Source organism: Streptomyces sp. KMM 9044, from assembly GCF_024701375.2.
Classification (GTDB): Bacteria; Actinomycetota; Actinomycetes; order Streptomycetales; family Streptomycetaceae; genus Streptomyces.
Map to the genome: position 1 here is coordinate 5491231 of NZ_CP113910.1, position 21021 is coordinate 5512251.

General features: G+C 70.7%; 13 protein-coding genes and 1 pseudogene. 7 read left to right on the top strand and 7 right to left on the bottom strand.

What is annotated here, in order from left to right; genetic code table 11:
- Window positions 1-7: 7 nt before the first annotated feature.
- The 6 genes from HUV60_RS24795 (at window position 8) to HUV60_RS24820 (ending at window position 12060) form a co-directional block, all read left to right on the top strand.
- Window positions 8-1012: a carbohydrate ABC transporter permease gene (locus HUV60_RS24795; protein ID WP_257849408.1), complete on the top strand. Its 1005-nt coding sequence runs from the start codon at window positions 8-10 to the stop codon at window positions 1010-1012.
- Window positions 1013-1025: 13 nt separating this feature from the next.
- Window positions 1026-1943: a sugar ABC transporter permease gene (locus HUV60_RS24800; RefSeq protein ID WP_257849409.1), complete on the top strand. Its 918-nt coding sequence runs from the start codon at window positions 1026-1028 to the stop codon at window positions 1941-1943.
- Window positions 1944-2103: 160 nt separating this feature from the next.
- A complete protein-coding gene (locus tag HUV60_RS24805) occupies window positions 2104-3789 on the top strand; it encodes a glycoside hydrolase family 13 protein (protein ID WP_257849410.1) in 1686 nt (561 codons plus the stop codon).
- An 813-nt stretch (window positions 3790-4602) separates the two neighbouring features.
- Window positions 4603-5976 (top strand): alpha-amylase, encoded by a 1374-nt coding sequence (locus HUV60_RS24810; RefSeq protein ID WP_257849411.1) that lies wholly within the window; start codon window positions 4603-4605, stop codon window positions 5974-5976.
- A gap of 205 nt (window positions 5977-6181) precedes the next feature.
- Window positions 6182-11620 (top strand): pullulanase-type alpha-1,6-glucosidase, encoded by a 5439-nt coding sequence (gene pulA / locus HUV60_RS24815; protein WP_257849412.1) that lies wholly within the window; start codon window positions 6182-6184, stop codon window positions 11618-11620.
- A gap of 65 nt (window positions 11621-11685) precedes the next feature.
- Entirely contained in the window at window positions 11686-12060 is a 375-nt protein-coding gene (locus HUV60_RS24820) for a 5-carboxymethyl-2-hydroxymuconate Delta-isomerase (protein ID WP_257849413.1), read from the top strand.
- Window positions 12061-12091: 31 nt separating this feature from the next.
- Here HUV60_RS24820 and HUV60_RS24825 read toward each other — a convergent pair whose 3' ends face one another.
- On the bottom strand, window positions 12092-12781 hold the full coding sequence (locus tag HUV60_RS24825) for a TetR/AcrR family transcriptional regulator (protein ID WP_257849414.1): 690 nt from the start codon (window positions 12779-12781) through the stop codon (window positions 12092-12094).
- Between the two features lie 87 nt (window positions 12782-12868).
- Window positions 12869-14836: a hypothetical protein gene (locus tag HUV60_RS24830; protein WP_257849415.1), complete on the bottom strand. Its 1968-nt coding sequence runs from the start codon at window positions 14834-14836 to the stop codon at window positions 12869-12871.
- Between the two features lie 129 nt (window positions 14837-14965).
- Here HUV60_RS24830 and HUV60_RS24835 point away from each other — a divergent pair, with 129 nt between their 5' ends.
- Window positions 14966-15451, top strand: coding sequence for a hypothetical protein (locus tag HUV60_RS24835; RefSeq protein ID WP_257849416.1), 486 nt, complete (start codon window positions 14966-14968; stop codon window positions 15449-15451).
- A gap of 94 nt (window positions 15452-15545) precedes the next feature.
- Here HUV60_RS24835 and HUV60_RS24840 read toward each other — a convergent pair whose 3' ends face one another.
- The 5 genes and pseudogenes from HUV60_RS24840 to HUV60_RS24860 all read right to left on the bottom strand — a co-directional run bounded on the left by HUV60_RS24840 (window position 15546) and on the right by HUV60_RS24860 (window position 20955).
- Window positions 15546-17084 (bottom strand): DUF1996 domain-containing protein, encoded by a 1539-nt coding sequence (locus tag HUV60_RS24840; protein WP_257849417.1) that lies wholly within the window; start codon window positions 17082-17084, stop codon window positions 15546-15548.
- 337 nt (window positions 17085-17421) lie between these two features.
- Window positions 17422-17757 (bottom strand): annotated as a pseudogene (locus tag HUV60_RS24845) (LuxR C-terminal-related transcriptional regulator); the annotation flags it as partial.
- Window positions 17727-18737: an SDR family oxidoreductase gene (locus HUV60_RS24850; RefSeq protein WP_257849418.1), complete on the bottom strand. Its 1011-nt coding sequence runs from the start codon at window positions 18735-18737 to the stop codon at window positions 17727-17729. The gene HUV60_RS24850 and the pseudogene HUV60_RS24845, both read right to left, overlap by 31 nt.
- Window positions 18738-18879: 142 nt before the next feature.
- On the bottom strand, window positions 18880-19917 hold the full coding sequence (gene glnII / locus HUV60_RS24855) for a glutamine synthetase (RefSeq protein ID WP_257849419.1): 1038 nt from the start codon (window positions 19915-19917) through the stop codon (window positions 18880-18882).
- A 402-nt stretch (window positions 19918-20319) separates the two neighbouring features.
- Complete coding sequence (locus HUV60_RS24860) at window positions 20320-20955, bottom strand: septal ring lytic transglycosylase RlpA family protein (RefSeq protein WP_257849420.1); 636 nt, start codon at window positions 20953-20955, stop codon at window positions 20320-20322.
- Between the last annotated feature and the right edge of the window lie 66 nt (window positions 20956-21021).

Sequence of the window (21021 nt, forward strand, 5' to 3'; positions counted from 1 at the left end):
CCGAACCATGACAGTCGCCATCGACCGCGCGACCGGCAAGCGCAGCGGTGACCGCCCGCCCCGCGCCGGCCGGGCCGACCGCCTGAAGCGGGCCTACCAGAAGCACTGGTACGCGTTCGCCATGATCGTGCCCGTGGTCGTCGTGCTCGGCGTCCTCGTGCTGTATCCCCTGGCGTACGGCTTCTACCTCACCCTCACCGACGCCAACAGCCTCAACTCGGCCCGCACCATCGGCGTCAACGAGATCGAGGCCACGTACACGTTCATCGGCCTGGACAACTACGCCGACATCCTCTGGGGCGAGACGGCGTACGACCGCTTCTGGTCCCACTTCGTCTGGACGATCGTCTGGACGGCGGCCTGCGTCGGCCTGCACTACACCATCGGTCTGGGCCTCGCCCTGCTGCTCAACCAGAAGCTGCGCGGCCGTACCTTCTACCGGCTGATCCTGATCCTGCCGTGGGCCGTACCGACCTTCGTCACCGTCTTCGGCTGGCGGTTCATGCTCGCCGACAGCGGCATCATCAACTCGGGCCTGGAGTCCCTGGGCCTGCCGACACCGCTGTGGCTCGAGGACACCTTCTGGCAGCGGTTCGCCGCGATCATGGTCAACACCTGGTGCGGCGTGCCGTTCATGATGGTCTCCCTGCTCGGCGGGCTCCAGTCGATCGACGGGACCCTGTACGAGGCGGCCGAGATGGACGGCGCGAGCGCCTGGCAGCGGTTCCGCCACGTCACCCTGCCCGGCCTGCGCTCGGTCAGCTCCACCGTCGTGCTGCTCGGCATCATCTGGACCTTCAACCAGTTCGCCGTCATCTTCCTGCTGTTCGGCAACACCGCGCCGGACGCACAGATCCTCGTCACCTGGGCCTACCAACTCGGCTTCGGACAGCAGCCGCGCGACTTCGCGCAGTCCGCGACCTACGGCATGCTGCTGCTGGCCATCCTGATCGTCTTCACCTCCTTCTACCGCCGCTGGCTGAACCGCAATGAGCAGCAGCTCGCGATCTGAGGCAGGAGCCCCCATGAGCACCCTCGACACCCCACCGTCAGCAGTGGTGACGGGCACACCGGCCGGGAGGACCACGCCCCGCCGGCCCGGGACGCGGCGGCGCGGCGAGGTCGGCCGCGGCGGCGTCCTCGCCTCGCACGGCATCCTGATCGCGGCGAGCGTCGTCGCACTGTTCCCGGTCGCCTGGCTGGTCTTCCTGTCCCTCGGCCCGGACAAGGACGACTATCTGCGTCCCGGCGGCATCTGGGGCAAGATGACGCTGGACAACTACACGTTCGTGCTGCAGAACACGAACTTCTTCGACTGGCTGAAGAGCTCGCTGATCGTCTCGCTCGGCACCACCGTCATCGGCGTCCTGGTCGCCGCCACCACCGGGTACGCGGTGTCCCGGATGCGGTTCCCCGGGTACAAGAAGTTCATGTGGGTCCTCCTGGTCACCCAGATGTTCCCGGTGGCCGTCCTGATGGTCCCGATGTACCAGATCCTGTCCGACCTCCAGCTGATCGACACCTACTTCGGGCTCATCCTCGTCTACTGCTCGACCGCGGTGCCGTACTGTGCCTGGCTGATGAAGGGCTACTTCGACACCATTCCGTTCGAGATCGACGAGGCGGGCCGGGTCGACGGGCTGTCCCCGTTCGGCACGTTCGTGCGGCTCATCCTGCCGCTCGCCAAGCCGGGTCTCGCCGTCGCCGCCTTCTACAGCTTCATCACGGCGTTCGGCGAGGTCGCCTTCGCCACGACGTTCCTGCTGGACGACGAGAAGTACACGCTCGCCGTCGGTCTGCAGAGCTTCGTCAGCGAGCACGACGCCCAGCGCAACCTCATGGCCGCCACCGCGGTCCTGATCGCGATACCCGTCTCCGCGTTCTTCTACCTCGTGCAGAAGAACCTGGTGGCCGGCCTCACCGCGGGCGGCACGAAGGGCTGACGCCCTCCGTACGAAGACTCCCGCGCGCCGCGGCGCGCGGGAAGGCGGTCGCGGTGCACGGACATCCGACCCCGCCGGCACCGCGGCCGTCTCGTCTCCCGCCTCCTGCCCTCCCGGCCCCCCTCGCCTCCCTGACCGACCCCACGTATTCAAGGACGACATGAGCCAGCAGCACGCCGCCGCCCCGGCCCCGACCTCCACGACCGACGCTGCCGTCGCCAGGCGTCACGACTGGTGGCGGGACGCGGTGATCTACCAGGTGTACCCGCGCAGCTTCGCCGACAGCAACGGCGACGGCATGGGCGACCTCGAGGGCATCCGCTCCCGCCTGCCGTACCTGCGCGACCTCGGGGTGGACGCCGTGTGGCTCAGCCCCTTCTACGCCTCCCCGCAGGCCGACGCCGGCTACGACGTCGCCGACTACCGCGCCGTCGATCCCATGTTCGGCACCCTGCTCGACGCGGACGCGCTGATCCGGGACGCCCACGGACTGGGCCTGCGGATCATCGTCGACATCGTGCCCAACCACTCCTCCGACCAGCACGAGTGGTTCAAGCGGGCCCTCGCCGAGGGCCCCGGCTCGGCCTCGCGCGACCGCTACCACTTCCGGCCCGGCAAGGGCGTGGACGGTGAACTCCCGCCCAACGACTGGGAGTCGATCTTCGGTGGCCCCGCCTGGACCCGGGTCACCGAGCCCGACGGCACCCCCGGCGAGTGGTACCTGCACCTCTTCGCGCCCGAGCAGCCCGACTTCAACTGGGAACACCCGGCCGTCGGCGACGAGTTCCGCTCCATCCTCCGGTTCTGGCTGGACATGGGCGTGGACGGCTTCCGCATCGACGTCGCGCACGGCATGGTGAAGGCCGAGGGCCTGCCCGACCTGGGGGACCACGAGCAGCTGAAGCTGCTGGGCAACGATGTCATGCCGTTCTTCGACCAGGACGGCGTCCACGACATCTACCGCCAGTGGCGGCTCATCCTCGACGAGTACTCCGGCGAGCGGATCTTCGTCGCCGAGGCCTGGACCCCGACCGTCGAGCGCACCGCGAACTACGTCCGCCCCGACGAACTGCACCAGGCCTTCAACTTCCAGTACCTGGGCACCCACTGGGACGCCGAAGAACTGCGCGAGGTCATCGACCGCACCCTGGACGCGATGCGCCCGGTGGGCGCCCCCGCCACCTGGGTGCTGTCCAACCACGACGTCACCCGGCACGCCACCCGCTTCGCCAACCCGCCCGGCCTCGGCACCCAGATCCGGCTGCCCGGCGACCGGGAACTGGGCCTGCGCCGGGCCCGCGCCGCGACCCTGCTGATGCTGGCACTGCCCGGCTCGGCCTACGTCTACCAGGGCGAGGAGCTGGGACTGCCGGACGTCGTGGACCTGCCCGACGAGGTGCGCCAGGACCCGGCGTACTTCCGGGGCGCCGGCCAGGACGGCTTCCGTGACGGATGCCGGGTGCCGATCCCGTGGACCCGTACCGGTTCCTCGTACGGCTTCGGGGGCGGCGGCAGCTGGCTGCCGCAGCCGGAGGGCTGGGGCGAGCTGAGCGTCGAGGCGCAGAGCGGGGCGGCCGGTTCGACCCTGGAGCTGTACCGGAGTGCGCTCGCCGTGCGCCGGGACCAGGCCGGACTGGGCGCGGGCGACGCGGTGGAGTGGCTGACGGCGCCCGAGGGTGTCCTCGCCTTCCGCCGCGGGGAGTTCGTGTGCGTCGCGAACACCACGGGCCAGGCGGTGACCACCGAGGCGTACGGGCGGGTGCTGCTCGCCAGCGGCGACGTGGAGGGGGCGGACGGCGGAGTGAGGGTGCCGGCCGACACGACGGTGTGGTTCACCACGGGCTGAGGCCTCACGGGCCGGGCACAGGGTCCGCCGCTTCCCGGCCGGGGACCAGACTCATCCACTCGCCGCCCACCGCCCGCCGATGCCTCGTTGATGTAGCGGCCGACATGTCGATACTTGTCGCCGTACGTCCCGGCGCCGCGGGAGGGGGTGATCGTGTAGGCGGTATCAGAAGCATTTGCGTCCCGTTCGGTATCTCCATCTCCCACAGCTACCAGAAGCTGCGCCCACGTGGGGTAGTCGCCCCTCTCCGTGACGGGAAGCTGTGAGAACGTTTGGAACGCCTTCACCCAGCCTTCGACATCGGCATCCCACGAGTCGGTGAAGCGGGTGCGTCCGCTGGGCTCGCCGTATCCAGGAACGGGCTCATTGAACACGCGGGCTGCGGAGAACGGTTGGACGAAGAGGCCGGATGGCCCGGGGCCGCCTAGGCGTCACCACGACAAGCCCTCCGCCCTGCGGGCAGGCAACACGGTTGTTCGCACTGGGAGACGATAGACAACGCTCACACCTTCTCGGCATCAGGCCCTGGCGCGAGCCCTCCGCCGTGTCCGGGCCTGCGCCGTGCGGCCAGGCCATGGGCGCCGATGTCCGGCCGACGCGCTCCGGTTCGCCCCGACGGAGGGTTCCTGCCCGCCCGGCCTCGGGCCACCCGCCCGCCTTTCGAAGTTCTTGCCACAACTGCGGACCGACTACTGCCTTTTGTTCGGTGAACGTCTTAACATCTGCGTTGCCGCAAGGTTTCTGAAGGTTTCAGCAAGAAGCTTCAGCCGTCCTGCGCACTCCCCACGCCCTTCGATGGAGAAGGAACCCCACATGGCACGCAGAACCCTCGCCGGGGTGGCCGCGCTCGCGGTCGCTTCGGTTGTCATGACCCCGACCGTCGCGGAGGCCGCGCCGCCCGGCACCAAGGACGTCACCGCCGTCCTCTTCGAGTGGAACTTCCACTCGGTCGCCCGCGAGTGCACCACCACCCTCGGCCCCGCCGGGTACGGCTTCGTCCAGGTCTCCCCGCCCGCCGAGCACATACAGGGCTCGCAGTGGTGGACGTCGTACCAGCCGGTCAGCTACAAGATCGCCGGGCGCCTCGGCGACCGCACCGCCTTCCGGAACATGGTGAACACGTGTCACGCGGCCGGTGTGAAGGTCGTCGTGGACGCCGTCATCAACCACATGTCCGCGGGCAACGGCACCGGAACCGGCGGCTCGGCGTACACCAAGTACACCTACCCCGGCCTGTACTCGTCGCCCGACTTCGACAACTGCACCTCGCAGATCAACAACTACCAGGACCGCTGGAACGTCCAGAACTGCGAACTGGTCGGTCTCGCCGACCTCGACACCGGCGAGAACTACGTCCGCGGAGCCATCGCCGGGTACCTGAACGACCTGCTCTCCCTCGGGGTGGACGGCTTCCGCATCGACGCGGCCAAGCACATGCCGGCCGCCGACCTGGCGAACATCAAGTCCCGGCTCTCCCGTCCCGGCGTCTACTGGAAGCAGGAGGCCATCCACGGCGCCGGCGAGGCCGTCCAGCCCAGCGAGTACACCGGCACCGGCGACGTCCAGGAGTTCCGCTACGCCTTCGACCTCAAGCGGGTCTTCACCAACGAGAACCTCGCCTACCTGAAGAACTACGGCGAGGGCTGGGGCTACATGAACGGCGGTGTCTCCGGCGTCTTCGTCGACAACCACGACACCGAGCGCAACGGCTCCACCCTGAACTACAAGGACGGCGCCACCTACACCCTGGCCAACGTCTTCATGCTGGCCTGGCCCTACGGTTCCCCGGACATCAACTCCGGGTACGAGTTCTCCGACCACGACGCCGGCCCGCCCAACGGCGGTCAGGTGAACGCCTGCTGGCAGAACGGCTGGAAGTGCCAGCACGCCTGGCCGGAGATCAGGTCCATGGTCGCCTTCCGCAACGCCACGCGCGGACAGGCGGTGACCAACTGGTGGGACAACGGCGGTGACGCGATCGCCTTCGGCCGGGGCAGCAAGGGCTTCGTGGCCGTCAACCACGAGTCCGGCTCGCTGACCCGCACCTACCAGACCTCGCTGCCCTCCGGCACGTACTGCAACGTCCAGAACGACACGCAGGTGACGGTGGACGGTTCGGGCCGGCTCACCGCCACCCTGGGCGCCGACAGGGCCCTCGCGGTGTACGCGGGCAAGTCCTCCTGCTGAACGCCCGCCGGTCGCGTCGCCGTTCAGGGAGGCGGCGCGACCGGCGTCCGCATGAAAGTCCTTACCGTTACTTTCACAACCCTTGCTGTAAGGCTTTCAACGGCGATACGGTCACGCCGGCGCCCCGGTGACGTGGCCGGAACAGGCCGTGCCGTGGTGCGGGGTCGGACCCTCAATGAGCCGTATTCGCAAGGAGTTCACGCCTGTGATACCCAGATGGCCCGCGCCCCCGGCGCGCCGCACCGCGCAGGGCGGGCGGGTGGCCGCCGTGACGGCGGCCACGCTCGCCGCCGCCCTTGCCGCCACCCTCGTGCAGCCCCTGGCGGCCCAGGCCGCCGCACCCCCCGAGCCCCCGTCCGACGCCACGCTGGCGAAGGCCCCCGCGCGGCACGATCTCACCCGGGAGCAGTTCTACTTCGTCCTGCCGGACCGGTTCGCCAACGGGGACGCAAGGAACGACCGGGGCGGGCTCACCGGTTCGCGGCTCAGCACCGGGTACGACCCCACCGACAAGGGCTTCTACCAGGGCGGCGACCTCAAGGGCCTCACCGAGAAGCTCGACTACATCAAGGGGCTCGGCACCACCGCCCTCTGGATGGCGCCCCTCTTCGAGAACCAGCCCGTGCAGGGGACGGGGGAGAACGCCTCGGCCGGCTACCACGGTTACTGGATCACCGACTTCACCCGGGTCGACCCGCACTTCGGCACCAACAAGGACCTCGAGACCCTCATCGACAAGGCCCACGACAAGGGCATGAAGGTCTTCTTCGACGTCATCACCAACCACACCGCCGACGTCGTCGACCACGAGGAGAAGTCCTACGACTACCTCTCCAAGGGCGCCTTCCCCTACCTGACCAAGGACGGGAAGCCCTTCGACGACGCCGACTACGCCGACGGCTCCCGGAAGTTCCCGCGCGTCGACGCCGGCTCCTTCCCCCGCACCCCGGCCGTCCCCGCCGCGAAGAAGGACGTCAAGGTCCCGTCGTGGCTCAACGACCCGACGATGTACCACAACCGGGGCGACTCCACCTTCGCCGGCGAGTCCGGCGAGTACGGCGACTTCTCCGGGCTCGACGACCTGTGGACCGAGCGTCCCGAGGTCGTCGACGGCATGGAGAAGATCTACCAGCGGTGGGTGAGGGACTTCGACATCGACGGCTTCCGGATCGACACCGTGAAGCACGTCAACATGGAGTTCTGGACCCAGTGGGCCACCGCCCTGGACGCCTACGCGGCGAAGAAGGGGCGCGACGACTTCTTCATGTTCGGTGAGGTCTACTCCGCCGACACCGACGTCACCGCCCCCTACGTGACCGAGGGCCGCCTCGACGCCACCCTCGACTTCCCCTTCCAGGAGGCGGCCCGCCGGTACGCCTCCCAGGGCGGCAGCGCGCAGCGGCTCGCGTCCGTCTTCGGCGACGACCACAAGTACACGACCGACCGGGCCAACGCCTACGAGCAGGTCACCTTCCTCGGCAACCACGACATGGGCCGCGTCGGGACGTTCCTGAAGCAGGACAACCCCGGGGCGTCCGACGCCGACCTGTTGAAGAAGGACATGCTCGCCAACGAGCTGATGTTCCTCAGCCGCGGCAACCCCGTCGTCTACTACGGCGACGAGCAGGGCTTCACCGGCGCCGGCGGCGACAAGGACGCCCGCCAGACCCTGTTCGCCTCCCGCACCGCCGACTACCTCGACGACGACCTCATCGGCACCGACCGCACCCACGCCGAGGACACCTACGACACGGGTTCACCGCTCTACCGGCGGATCAGCGCCCTCGCGAAGCTCCGCAAGGCCCACCCCGCCCTCACCGACGGCGTGCAGCAGGAGCGGTACGCGGCCGACGGCCCCGGCGTCTACGCCTTCTCCCGCACCGCGACCGGCACCCGCACCGGCCAGGACACCACCGAGTACGTCGTCGCCTTCAACAACGCCGGCGACGCCAAGAAGGCGACCTTCGCCACGAACTCGGCCCGCATGACCTTCCGCGGCATCCACGGCACCGACGCCTCCGTGACCAGCGACGCCGACCGGAGGATCACCGTCACCGTCCCGGCGGGCTCGGCGATCGTCCTCAAGGCGGCGGGCAGGCCCGCCAAGCCCGCCGCGAAGCCCACGGTCACCCTCAAGGTCCCCGAGGCCGGAGCCACCGGCACCGTCGAACTCACCGCCGACGTCGAGGGAGGACAGCTCAACCGCGTCGTCTTCGCCGCCCGGACCGGCAACGGCAAGTGGCGGACCCTCGGCTCCTCCGACCACGCCCCCCACAAGGTCACCCACACCATCGGCGACGACGTGCCCGCCGGCACCGCCCTGCGCTACAAGGCCGTCGCCGTCGACACGGCCGGCCGCACCGCGAGCGCCCTGGCCGCCTCCGCCACCGGCGCCCCGCCCGTCGAGGAACCGCCCACCGCCGCCTCCCGTGACCACGTGGTCGTCCACTACCAGCGCGCCGACGGCGACTACGACGACTGGGGCCTGTACGCCTGGGGTGACCTCGCCGACGGCGAGGCCACCGAGTGGCCGGCCAGCCACCCCTTCACCGGCCGCGACGCCTACGGTGCCTTCGCCCACGTCAAGCTCAAGCCCGGCGCCTCCACCGTCGAGTTCCTCGTCGTCGACAAGAGCGGCGACAAGGACGTCTCCACCGACCGCACGGTCGACGTCACGAAAACCGGCGAGATCTGGATCGAGCAGGGCGAGGAGACCGTCACCACCGAACGCCCCGAGTACCCGGAGCAGGACAAGAGCAAGGCGGTGCTGCACTACCAGCGCGCGGACGGCGACTACGACGGCTGGGGCCTGCACGTGTGGACCGGCGCCGCCGAGCCCACCGACTGGTCGAACCCCCTGGAGCCGGTGAAGACCGATCCCTATGGCGCGGTCTTCGAGGTACCGCTCACCGAGGGTGCCACCAGTCTCAGCTACATCATCCACAAGGGCGACGAGAAGGACCTCCCCTCCGACCGGTCGCTCGACCTCACGGCGAACGGCCACGAGGTGTGGCTGTTGAGCGGCGAGGAGAAGTACCTGCTGCCGCAGTCGCCCGGCTCGGCCGCCGACGTCGACCCGACCACCTCGAAGGCGGTCTGGATCGACCGGGACACCGTCGTCTGGGACGGCTCCGCGGGCGCCGCCTCCACCCAGCTGCTCGCCTCCCGCAGCGGCTCGATCGAGGCGCGGGACGGCACGCTCGTCCTCGGTGACGACACGCGCGTGATCCGGCTGCTCCCGGCCGACCTGACCGACGCGCAGAAGGCGACGTTCCCGCACCTCAAGGACGGCACCGCCCACGCGGTCGACCCGCGCGACCGGGACCGCGTGCGCGAGGCCCTGCGCGGCCAGGTCGTCGCCGCCCAGCGCTCTGCCGGCGGAGCGGTCCTCGCGGCGACCGGCGTGCAGACCGCGGGCGTCCTCGACGACCTGTACGCGGTCGGCGCGACGAAGGCGGAGCTCGGCCCGACGTTCCGGCACGGCCGGCCCACGCTGGCCGTGTGGGCGCCGACCGCGCAGAACGTCTCGCTGGAGATCGGCGGCTCCACCGCCCGCATGAAGCGTGACGACGCCACCGGCGTCTGGTCCGTCACCGGCCCGAAGTCCTGGAAGGGCAAGCCCTACCGGTACGCCGTGAAGGTGTGGGCGCCCAGCACCCGCGAACTCGTCACCAACAAGGTCACCGACCCCTACTCCGTCGCCCTGACCACCGACTCCGCGCGCAGCCTCGTCGTCGACCTCGGCGACCGCGACCTCGCCCCCGAGGGCTGGTCAGGTCTGGACAAGCCGAAGGCCGTCCCCCTCAAGGACGCCCAGATCCAGGAACTGCACATCCGTGATTTCTCCGTCGAGGACCGCACGGCGGAGCAGCCCGGCACCTACCTCGCCTTCACCGACAAGGACAGCGACGGCTCGAAGCACCTGCGGAAGCTGGCGCGGGCCGGCACCTCGTACGTGCACCTGCTGCCCGCCTTCGACCTCGCGACCATCCCCGAGAAGAAGTCCGACCGGGAGACCGGCGACTGCGATCTCGCCTCCTACCCGGCCGACTCCGAGAAGCAGCAGGAGTGCGTGGCGAAGGCCGCCGCGAAGGACGCCTACAACTGGGGCTACGACCCGTACCACTACACGGTCCCCGAGGGCTCCTACGCCAGTGACCCGGACGGCACGGCCCGCACGGTCGAGTTCCGCAGGATGGTCGAGGCGCTGAACGAGGACGGCCTGCGCGTCGTCATGGACGTCGTCTACAACCACACCGCGGCGAGCGGGCAGGCGAAGACCTCCGTCCTGGACCGGATCGTGCCCGGCTACTACCAGCGGCTCCTCGCCGACGGTTCGGTCGCCGACAGCACCTGCTGCGCCAACACCGCGCCCGAGAACGCCATGATGGGCAAGCTCGTTGTCGACTCGGTCGTCACCTGGGCCAGGGAGTACAAGGTCGACGGCTTCCGCTTCGACCTCATGGGCCACCACCCCAAGGCCAACATCCTCGCCGTCCGCAAGGCCCTCGACGCGCTGACCCCCGCGCAGGACGGCGTCGACGGCAAGAAGATCATCCTGTACGGCGAGGGCTGGAACTTCGGCGAGACCGCCGACGACGCCCGCTTCGAGCAGGCCACGCAGGAGAACATGGCCGGAACCGGCATCGCCACCTTCTCCGACCGGGCCCGTGACGCCGTCCGCGGCGGCGGCCCCTTCGACGAGGACCCCGGTGTCCAGGGCTTCGCCTCCGGCCTCTACACCGACCCCAACTCCTCGGACGGCAACGGCACCGAGGCCGAGCAGAAGGCCCGGCTCCTGCACTACCAGGACCTGGTCAAGGTCGGCCTGAGCGGCAACCTCGCCGAGTACCGCTTCACCGACACCGACGGCAAGGAGGTCAAGGGTTCCCAGGTCGACTACAACGGCGCACCGGCCGGATACGCCCTCGCCCCCGGCGACGCCCTCGCCTACGCCGACGCGCACGACAACGAGTCGCTGTTCGACGCGCTCGCCTTCAAGCTGCCGACGACCGTCGGCGCCGACGACCGGGCCCGCATGCAGGTCCTCGCCATGGCGACGGCCGTCCTGTCCCAGGGCCCGGCGCTCTCCCAGGCCGGCACCGACCTGCTGCGCTCCAAGTCCCTGGACCGCAACTCCTACGACAGCGGCGACTGGTTCAACGCCATCCACTGGAACTGCGCCGACGGCAACGGCTTCGGCCGCGGCCTGCCCCCGGCCGCCGACAACGCCGACAAGTGGCCCTACGCGAAGCCTCTGCTGGGCACGGTGCAGGTCGGCTGCCCGCAGATCGACGGCGCCTCGGCCGCGTACCGGGACCTGCTGAAGATCCGTACGACGGAGGAGACCTTCTCCCTCGACACCGCGGGGCAGGTGCAGTCCGCGCTGTCCTTCCCGCTGTCCGGGAAGGACGAGACACCCGGCGCGATCACCATGCGCCTCGGTGACCTGGTCGTCGTCTTCAACGCGACGCCGAACCGGCAGAAACAGCGCGTCACCGCCCTCGCCGGCACGGACCACCGCCTGCACCCGGTGCAGGCGGCGGGCTCGGACGCGGTGGTGAAGACCTCGTCCTACGCGGCGGACACCGGCACCTTCACCGTCCCGGCCCGCTCGGTCGCGGTGTTCACCGCGGCCGGCTGACGCACCGGGCGCGCCGGCGCGGAAGTTAGAGTGAGCCCTCCGACCTGGAACCGGAGGGCTCACCCATGCCGCAGATCACCGTCGACCACTCCGCACAGCTGAAGCACGGCTTCGCGTACGACTGGCCCGCCTTCGTCCGGGACCTGCACCGCACCGTGGTGGAGATCGCGGCGGCGAAGCTCCCGGCGTGCAAGACCCGGTTCCGCCCGACCGACGACGTCTTCATCGGCCACGAGCAGGCAGAGGACCACGCCCTCGTACACGTCCACATCGGCCTGCTCCCCGGACGGACCGAGGAGACCAAGGCGCGGCTCACCGAGGCCGTCCTGGAACTGGTGCGCCGGCATGTGCGGCCGGTCGGCAGCCTGACCCTGCACGCCTCCGCCGAGGTACGCGACCTCGACGCGTCGTACCGCAAGTCCGTGGAGCCGGCACAGTAGACGGAGCCGGCACAGCAGGCGGAGGACCGCTTCAGCGGGCCAGTGCGATGAGCCGGGTGGCCAGGTCGGTGAACGGTCCGTCGCCCGGCTCGTCCCCCAGCAGGTCGCGCAGCAGCGCGCCCAACTCCTCGTCGCGGGCCGCGGCGACGGCACAGAGCGCGGCGAAGTCGTGCACCAGCTGGGCCTCCAGCTCGTCCCGCGGTATGCGGCGGCCGTCCAGCCAGATCAGCGCCGTCGACTCGGCGAGGGAGATCCAGGACCGCACCACCAGCTCCAGCCGCGCGGGCGGGTCCACCGCGCCCATGTGCGACAGAATCTGTTCGTACGCCGCCTGCCGCACGGAGTCGATCAGCGCGTTGGTGGTCGACGCACCCACCGCCGGGCCACCGCGCATCAGGGCGGAGAAACCGGGCCCGTGCTCGTCGACGAAGTCGAAGTACCGGCCCATGACCCGCAGCAGCCGCGCCCCGAGCGGGCCCTCGCGCGGCTCCACGAACCGCGACGCCAGATCGTCCGCCGCTCGTTTCAACGCTGCTTCGTAGAGGCTGAGTTTGCCGGGGAAGTAGTGGTACACCAGCGGGCGCGAGATGCCGGCCGCCGATGCGATCTCGTCGAGGGAGACGTCATCGGGCGAACGACGGCTGAACAGTTCGAGGGCGACGCCGATCAACTGCTGCCGTCGTTCCTCGACTCCCATTCTGCGACGTACCCCGGTAGTCATACACACAGCCTACCGATCGAATCCAGCCGCGAACGGTCCGCACCGGACCGCGGTGACCATCCGGGCCGCATTCCGGCCCGCCTCCGGTCAGCGGAGCCCGGTGACCCGGTCCCCGCTCTCCAGGGTCCCCTGGAGGTCGGCCTGGGCGCCCTGCTCGGCCTCGAGGGCCAGCAGGCTGCCCTGCGCCGTGCCCTCGACACCACCCGTCGCGGTGACCGACGTGGTGCCGCGACTGCCGGCGGCCAGCAGGTACCAGGTGCCCGCACCGGACTTCCACAGCACCCCGGCCAGCACCCGCGGCTCGCGCTCCCCGCACTGCGGTACGTCCTCGGCCTGGGCCGCCACCGCCCCGGACGCCCCGCCCGGCGTGTGGAACTGCGCCTGTGTCCGGGCGCCGCCGCCCCGCCAGGTCTCGGCCCGCGTGCACACCCAGGCCGCGGCCCCGCTCGCGTCCGGCAGCGGCTGCTCGGCGAACGCCCACGCGTTCACGCTCCGTACGCCCGCCGAGCGCATCGAGGCCAGCGAGCAGGCGAACGGCGCCCAGGTGCGCAGCGCCTTCTCCCCGGCCACCTCACCGGTCTCCCCGGGCCGCCCCGCGGTCAGCGCGGCCGGGACCAGCTCGCCGAGGTCGGTCACCAGCCGGGTGCCGGTGCCGTCGGTCAGCTCCAGCACGTTCCACGAGGTGCACGAGCCGGGCTTCGGGGCCGCACTCGCCAGCGGTGAGGTCACGCCGTCGGCGAGCACGAGATCCGCCGTGTCCGCGCCGGGCTCGCGCAGGTCCCGCGCACCGGCCGCACGCACCCAGGGCGCCGTCAGATAGCGGACGTTGTTGTCGGTCCGGCCCAGCACCAGCGCACTCGCCCCGGCCCGGTCCGCGCCGTCGGTCCGGGCGAAGTCGAGGGCGGCGCCCTCGGTGCCGTCCACGGGCTCGGCGTACCTGGCGATGCGCAGGCCGTCGTGGAGGATCACCACGCGCGCGTTGTCGACCGTCCCGGCGTACAGCAGTTGGGGCGGTCCGGCCGGGCCCCCGGACGGGGTGCCCGGCGTCGCCGACACCCGCACCCGTTCGCCGGGCCGGGCCCACACGGCGAGGGTCCGGCGCAGCAGGCCCGCGTCACCGGCCAGGTCGCCGCGGGCCGGCCACACGGAGAAGTCGGTGCGCGCGGAGGTCTTCCAGGCGGCGGGGGAGACCCGGGTCAGCTTCCCCGGGTCCAGGGCGGCCTGCGCGGCCGGGTTCAGCGCGTACGGCGGCGCGGCGGCACCGTCGGGGCCCCAGCCGTCCTCCGGCAGCCCGAACAGCGCGCCGCAGACGACGAGCGCGGCCCCGGCGGCCAGCACGGCCTTCAGACGCCGGCGGCGGCGCACCAGACCGGTGGGCCGGGCCTGGAGCGAGCAGGGGTCGAACGCGGGGGAGCCGAGCAGCCGGTACTCGGCCGGCACCCGGTCGGCCTCGCGCAGCGCCCCCGCCGCGTCGGCCACGCCCGCCTCCGTGAGCAGCGTACGGACGGCGCCGTCCGGGAGCCGCTCCAAAACACGCAGCACATGGGCGGCGCGGGCGGGACCGGAGAGGGCGGACAGCCGCTGCTCCAGGGCGAGCTCGTCGGCGCCACCGGACCGGGGGAACAGACGCAGCCCCCACACCTGGGGCAGCGGTGGCGGCAGGGCGGGCAGCCCGGCCCGCTTGCGCCGGGCCCCGCGCCGCCGTACGGCCGGACGGCGCGACGGGCTCGCCCGCAGTGCCGTACGCACCACCTGGAGCCGGACCAGCGCGTACCCGGGGTCGCCGTCCGGGCCGGCGGTCCGCGCGGGCCGGGTGGCCTGGGCGGGGATCACGGGTGCCGCGGTCCGGCCGCGGGGCAGCGTGCGCTGGACCAGGGCGTGCGCGGTCAGCACCCGCCTGTCCCCGGCGCCCGGCTGCGGCGGCAGTATCAGGTACGCGAGCCGGACGAGCCGCGGGTAGTGCTCGACGAGAGCGGCCTCGGCCTGACGGACGTCGACGAGCGGGCCGTCGGGGGAGGGGAGCGCGGGCCGCCTGGCGGCATGCTGTGACTGCACGTCAGTCTGAACGACCGATGCCTCCGTAGGTCACCGGTTGAGCACCCCGGCTCCCGGAGCCGTATCGAAGGCGGAGAGCCCCTCGCCGGGGCTCCGTGCGGCATGTCGCCGGAAGAACCGGAGGAACTCATGAGGCTGACCCGACCGAGGCTCGCGCTGACCTGCGCGGTGGCGGTACTGGCACTGGCGGGCTGCGGGTCCGGCGGTGGGGGGAACGACGGCGACGGGAAGAGCGAGGGGCCCGTCACGGCCACCGGCAGCCTGGAACACCTGGCCGCCGAGGCGAAGTGCGACCCGGACATGCAGACCGACGCCGACACCATCCGCCAGGCCATCTGCAAGACGGGCAAGGAGAAGTACATCCTCGCCACCTTCGCCACCGACCGAGGCCAGCGCGAGTGGATCGACACGGCCAAGGACTACGGCGGTCTCTACCTCGTCGGCCGCAAGTGGGTCGCCGTCGGCCACGAGAACGTGCTCGAGGACCTGCGCGGCCGGCTCGGCGGTGACGTGGAGGAGGGCATCGACCACAGCGGCGGGGACCACGGCGGTGGTTCGCACGCGTCCGATCCCGCCGGGGAGAAGACGAGCGGTCACGACGGGCGCGGAGACTGAACGGGCACATCGGGCGCACGGGAGGAGGGCCGGTGGCGGGATGCCCGCCACCGGCCCTCCTTTTCACCTCTTTCTCAGGAGGCGACCGAGGGAACTACGTGCAGTCCTCGCCCTGGTTGATGCACGTGACCACCTCGTTCATCAGGTTCTCGTCCATGATGTTGATGAAGTCGTTGTGGTCGGTGATCGGCTTGTGCAGCTGCTCCGGGAAGCCGTCCACGGCGTACGGGTTCTGCACCTGACCGTTCTCGATGGTCGGGGCGGGAACGTCGTACACCAGGCGGATCTGGAGCTGCGGGATGGCCTGGAAGCCGTTCGGGCAGCTGCCGTCCTGCTGGACGAACGCCACGTGGTCACGGTGGTTGGCGCTGTCGATGTTCTGTCCGTCCCAGCAGCTCTGGAAGTTGGACGTGCGCACCACCTGGCTGCCCTCGGGGCACAGGACGTACTTGTCCGTGACCTGCCGGTCCTCGAATCCGGTGCAGCTGAACGACGTGTTGGCATTCGCGAGGCCGTTGGTGAAGGCCTTGGCGTCACCGGTGATGATCCGGATGAACCTCGGCATCGCGACGACATCGCCCTGCTTGTTGCCGACGAACTTGATCTCCGCCTGGCTGGCCTTCAGGATCTTGCCGACGTTGCCCTCGGCACCGCCGCCCAGGTCGCCCGCGTCGAACTCCTGAGTGCCGTCCTGCAGACGCAGCACCGGCCAGTAGTACGTGGACTTGTCGGCCTGGTTCTCGCAGGTGGTGGCGGCGTTGGCCAGGTCGTCGTCGCTGGCGAACGCGGTGTTGCCCTGGTTGCCGACGTAGTCGTGCGTGTGGTGGGCGCCGTTGTCGACACCGGGGGCCACGATGATGTTGTCGCTGTTGAACAGGTCGTTCTCGTTGACACCGCACGCCGTGGTGAAGGAGCCGGTGGAGCCGGTGTCCCCGTTCGCGGCCAGGCCGTTCGGCAGGTCGCGCGAGTTCGGCTGGACATCGTTGATGTCGACGAAGTCGTCGGCGAACGGGCCCGCGGCGCCGTTGCCGTTGTCGTCCGGGGCCTGGCCGTTGTCCTGGTCCTGACCACCGTTGTCCTGGTCGTCCTGGCCGTTGTCCTGGTCCTGACCACCGTTGTCCTGGTCGTCCTGGCCGTTGTCGCCGTCCCCGGCGTTCGGCTGGTCGGCCGCCATCCCCTTGCACTCGGCGAGGAGGCCGAGATCGTTCGGGGCACTGCCTCCCACCCGCTGGATGTTGATTCCGATCCGGTCGAGCGCCGCGGTCCGCTTGGACTTCAGCGGGCCGAGAATCGCGTTCTGGACGAACCCGGAGTCTCCCGCCTGAGCCTGACGGGTCGACGCGAGACGCGCGTACGCCTCGGTGATCTGCTTGTCGAGCTTGGCCAGTTCCTCGTCGACACCGGCACGTGCCTTCTCCGGCACGTCCTGTAGATTCTGCCCGACGTCCGGGCACTGGATGGTGGCGATCTGGGCGCCCGCGGACCTCGTCCGGTTGTCGCCCGAATTCTCTTCGTGCGCCGAGGCGTAGAAGTTGGCCCAGACCAGCCCGCCCCCACCGAGTGCTAGGGCCGCCGATGCGGCCACGGCCTTGGTGGCCAACGGCATACGGCGTTTTCTTGTATTGCGTCCCATCAGTCTCCTAGCAAGGGGTCCTCGGCCTCGGCCAAGGGGGGAATTGCTTCCCTGTGCTCTGGTAATTTTTCCTTTGCCCCGCAAGGGGTCGGTTCGGGCTGGACCGCAAATTTCGGGTTGGAAGCCCGTCGCCCCGGCGGTGGACGGAGTCACGGAACTCCTTTGACCCCGTTGGGGAGTACCTCCTTACGGGTGTGGAATCGCCCAACAGAAGCGGAGTTGCTCCCTTGAGTACGGGAGCTGCCCCGCGGGTGTTCACCCGTCCCGGAAATCGATGAGAAGTTCGTACGGCACGCTGGTTTCAACAGCACCTGAACCACAGTGAGTTGTGGGACAGTCACATCCAGTGAGAGGGTGGCTCGGGGTGTCCGGGCGTGTCCGGCGGGGTCCGCTTTCGCCGGCCACCGTCGAGATGCGCGAGAACCGCCAGCACGCGCCGGTTGTCGTCGTCCGATACCTTCAGGCCCAGTTTGGCGAAGATGTCGGCGGTGTGCTTGGCGATGGCCCGTTCCGTCACCACCGGCTTGCCGGCGATCGCCGCGTTGGACCGGACCTGCGCCATCTGCTCCAGCACTTCCCGCTCCCGGGGGGGGTACCTACACCTCGGCCGTCCCTTCCCCCGGCCCTGCGGCCTTTGTCCCGTCACGCCCCGTCGGCCGCGGCGAGTACCTTCGCCTCCGTCTGCGGGTCGAGCCCCTTGGCCGTCCGGTCCTGGCGCTGGGGCGCGTTCCCGTCGAGACCCCGCAGCCAGCGCCAGGTGTCGGCGACGGTCTCGCCGACGGGACGGCAGTGCAGCCCCGTCGCGAGCGCCCGGGAGACGTCGCCGGCATGCAGGGCGTCGTGCATCTCGCCGTCCGGCGGCACCCAGAACGGCAGCTGCGTCCATGGTTCGATGCCTGCTTCGAGGATCACCTCAGGCTCGGTCCACCGCAGCTCGGCCGCGCCCCCGGTCACCTCCGCGCAGGCCTCCAGCAGCGTGCCCGTCGTGGCGTGCCCCTGCGGGCCGGTCAGGTTGTACGGTCCGCTGATCCCCTGCTCGGCCGCCCCGAGGACCCACTCGGCGAGGTCGCGGACGTCGACGTACTGGAGGGGCAGGTCACGCGGCCCCGGAGCGAGGACCGGGCCGCCGCGTGCCATCCGGTTCAGCCACCAGGGCAGCCGGCCGACGTTCTCGTACGGGCCGAGGATCAGCCCCGCCCGCACCAGCACCGACCGGTCCGCGCCGAAGGTGTCCACGACGGCCAGTTCGCCGCCCCGCTTGTCCCGCGCGTAGTCGGTGCGGCCGGCGTCCGCGTGGGCGTCGGCCACGAGCGGGGCCGCCTCGGTGGCTCCGGCGGGCGCGGGCCACGCGTACACCGAGCGGCTCGACACGTACACGTACCGTCCGGCGCGGCCCCGCAGCAGCCGCGCCGTGTCCCGGACGGCACGCGGGGCGGCCGACCAGGTGTCGACGACGGCGTCCCACGCGTCGTCCGACTCGTCCAGGGCGGCCAGACCGTCGACGGCCGTGCGGTCGCCCAGCAGCGACCGCACGCCCGGCACGGCCGCGTGCCGCCCCCGGTGGAAGACGGTCACCTCCCAGCCCCGCCCCAGCGCCGCCTCGACGACGGCCCGTCCCGCGAACTCCGTACCACCCAGCATCAGCAGTCTCATACGCCGGACTCTGCCGGAGCGGGCGGGGTGAGGGAACAGGGATCTGCCGAGGGCAGAGGGCCGGGGCCCGGCGACGAAGCGAGGGGCACCCGTCGGACGGGTGCCCCTCGCTTCACAGGCGGGTGCCCAGCCGTGGGACGGCTCAGACCTGGCCGGCCTTCTCCAGCGCGGTGCAGCACGTGTCGACCATCAGACGCGTCACCAGGTACGGGTCGACGTTGGCGTTCGGACGGCGGTCCTCGATGTAGCCCTTGCCGTCCCTCTCGACCTGCCACGGGATGCGCACCGAGGCGCCGCGGTCGGAGACACCGTAGGAGTACTCGTTCCACGGCGCGGTCTCGTGCAGGCCGGTGAGACGGTCGTCGATGCCGGCGCCGTAGTTCTTGACGTGGTCGAGCGGCTTGGAGCCCTCACCGAGCGACTCGCACGCGGTGATGATCGCGGCATAGCCCTCACGCATCGCCTTGGTGGAGAAGTTGGTGTGCGCGCCCGCGCCGTTCCAGTCGCCCTTGACCGGCTTGGGGTCCAGGGTGGCGGAGACGCCGAAGTCCTCGGCGGTGCGGTACAGCAGCCAGCGGGCCACCCACAGCTGGTCGGAGACCTCCAGCGGCGCCAGCGGGCCGACCTGGAACTCCCACTGGCCCGGCATGACCTCGGCGTTGATGCCTGAGATGCCCAGGCCCGCCTTCAGGCAGTTCTCCAGGTGCGCCTCGACGACGTCACGGCCGAAGATCTCGTCCGAGCCGACACCGCAGTAGTAGCCGCCCTGCGCGGCCGGGAAGCCGCCCTCGGGGAAGCCGAGCGGGCGGGCACCCTTGAAGAAGGTGTACTCCTGCTCGATGCCGAAGACCGGCTCCTGCGCGGCGAACCGCTCGGCCACCTCGGTCAGCGCGGCCCGGGTGTTGGACTCGTGCGGCGTCATGTCCGTGTTCAGGACCTCGCACAGGACCAGGACGTCGTCACCGCCGCGGATGGGGTCGGGGCAGACGAAGACCGGCTTCAGCACGCGGTCCGAGGCGTGGCCCTCGGCCTGGTTGGTGGACGACCCGTCGAAGCCCCAGACCGGCAGCCCGGCGACCGCGGTCGTCTTCTCGGAGTCCGCCAGGATCTTGGTCTTGGAACGCAGCTTGGCCGTCGGTTCCGTGCCGTCGATCCAGATGTACTCAGCCTTGAAGCTCACGGTCCACTTCCTTCGGGGCGGGTCGGGGCGCATGTGCGGGTACTGCACGCTGCGGCGTTGCGCCACGCCGGCAGCGGGGTGCCGGGGCGCCCCGCTCGCGATGACACGCAGCCTGTCAACAGGCGATTTCCCGGCCGTTGCCCGAATGTGAACCTCGCGTTACCGGCGACCGTTGTGTCCCGGACCACGCTGTGAGCACGGCGTGGCGGGCGCGACCCGTGGGCGACGGGACCACGCGACGGGGCCGTACACGACGGGGGCCCTCCCCCGCTCTCGACGGCGGTCGAGCGGGGGAGGGCCCCCCTCCCGGGCGTGACCGGGGCGGGGTGTGCTGCGGCACGGGCCCCGCCCCCCGAACGTGGTCTGCGCCGCAGGAGGCTCCTGTGGGTGTTTCCGTGGGTGTCAGCCCACCTTCTCGATGAGCGCCCGGCGGATCAGGAACTTGCCGGGCTCCCGGACCTGCTCGAAGGCCGCGTTGTTGAGCAGGGCGCAACTGCCGGACACCCCGGTGACCTCGACGGTCGTGGACTTGCTGTTGTCCAGGTTGGTGACCTTGAGCCGTGTCCCGGCAGGGAACTGGTTGCTGGACGCAGCCGGGGCCCCGTCCTCACCGGAGAGGGTGACCGTGGAGCCGTTGCACACCTGCTCACCGGCGGCGGCGCCGTCACCGCCGGCCTGCTCGTCCGGGGCGGGTTGCTCGGACTGTGCGGGCTGGGAGTCCTGAGCCGACTCCCCAACCGTGCACCCGGACGCTTCCTGCTTGAGCTCGATCTCGGCGATGACCGCTTCGCGGTTGGCGATCCGTGCCTCGGACTGGGCGTCGGGACTGGCCCGCTGGCCCTCGATGAACTTCTGGTTGTTGCCGAGCGCGGTGGCGAGGCCCTGGCAGACGGTCGAATCGGCCGCCGACTTGGTGGTGGGCGTCTGGGAGGCGTTCGAGGTACTCGCCATGACGAAGGCACCGCCACCGGCCACCGTCACCGCGCTCACCAGCAGTGCGAGCTTCTTCTTGGGGCCGAGTGTTCTCCTGCGCGACATGCGAGCCTCCTGAGCGGTGGGGGAACGTACGCCGCCATGTACGAGATCCCGAACGGAGTTGCTCAG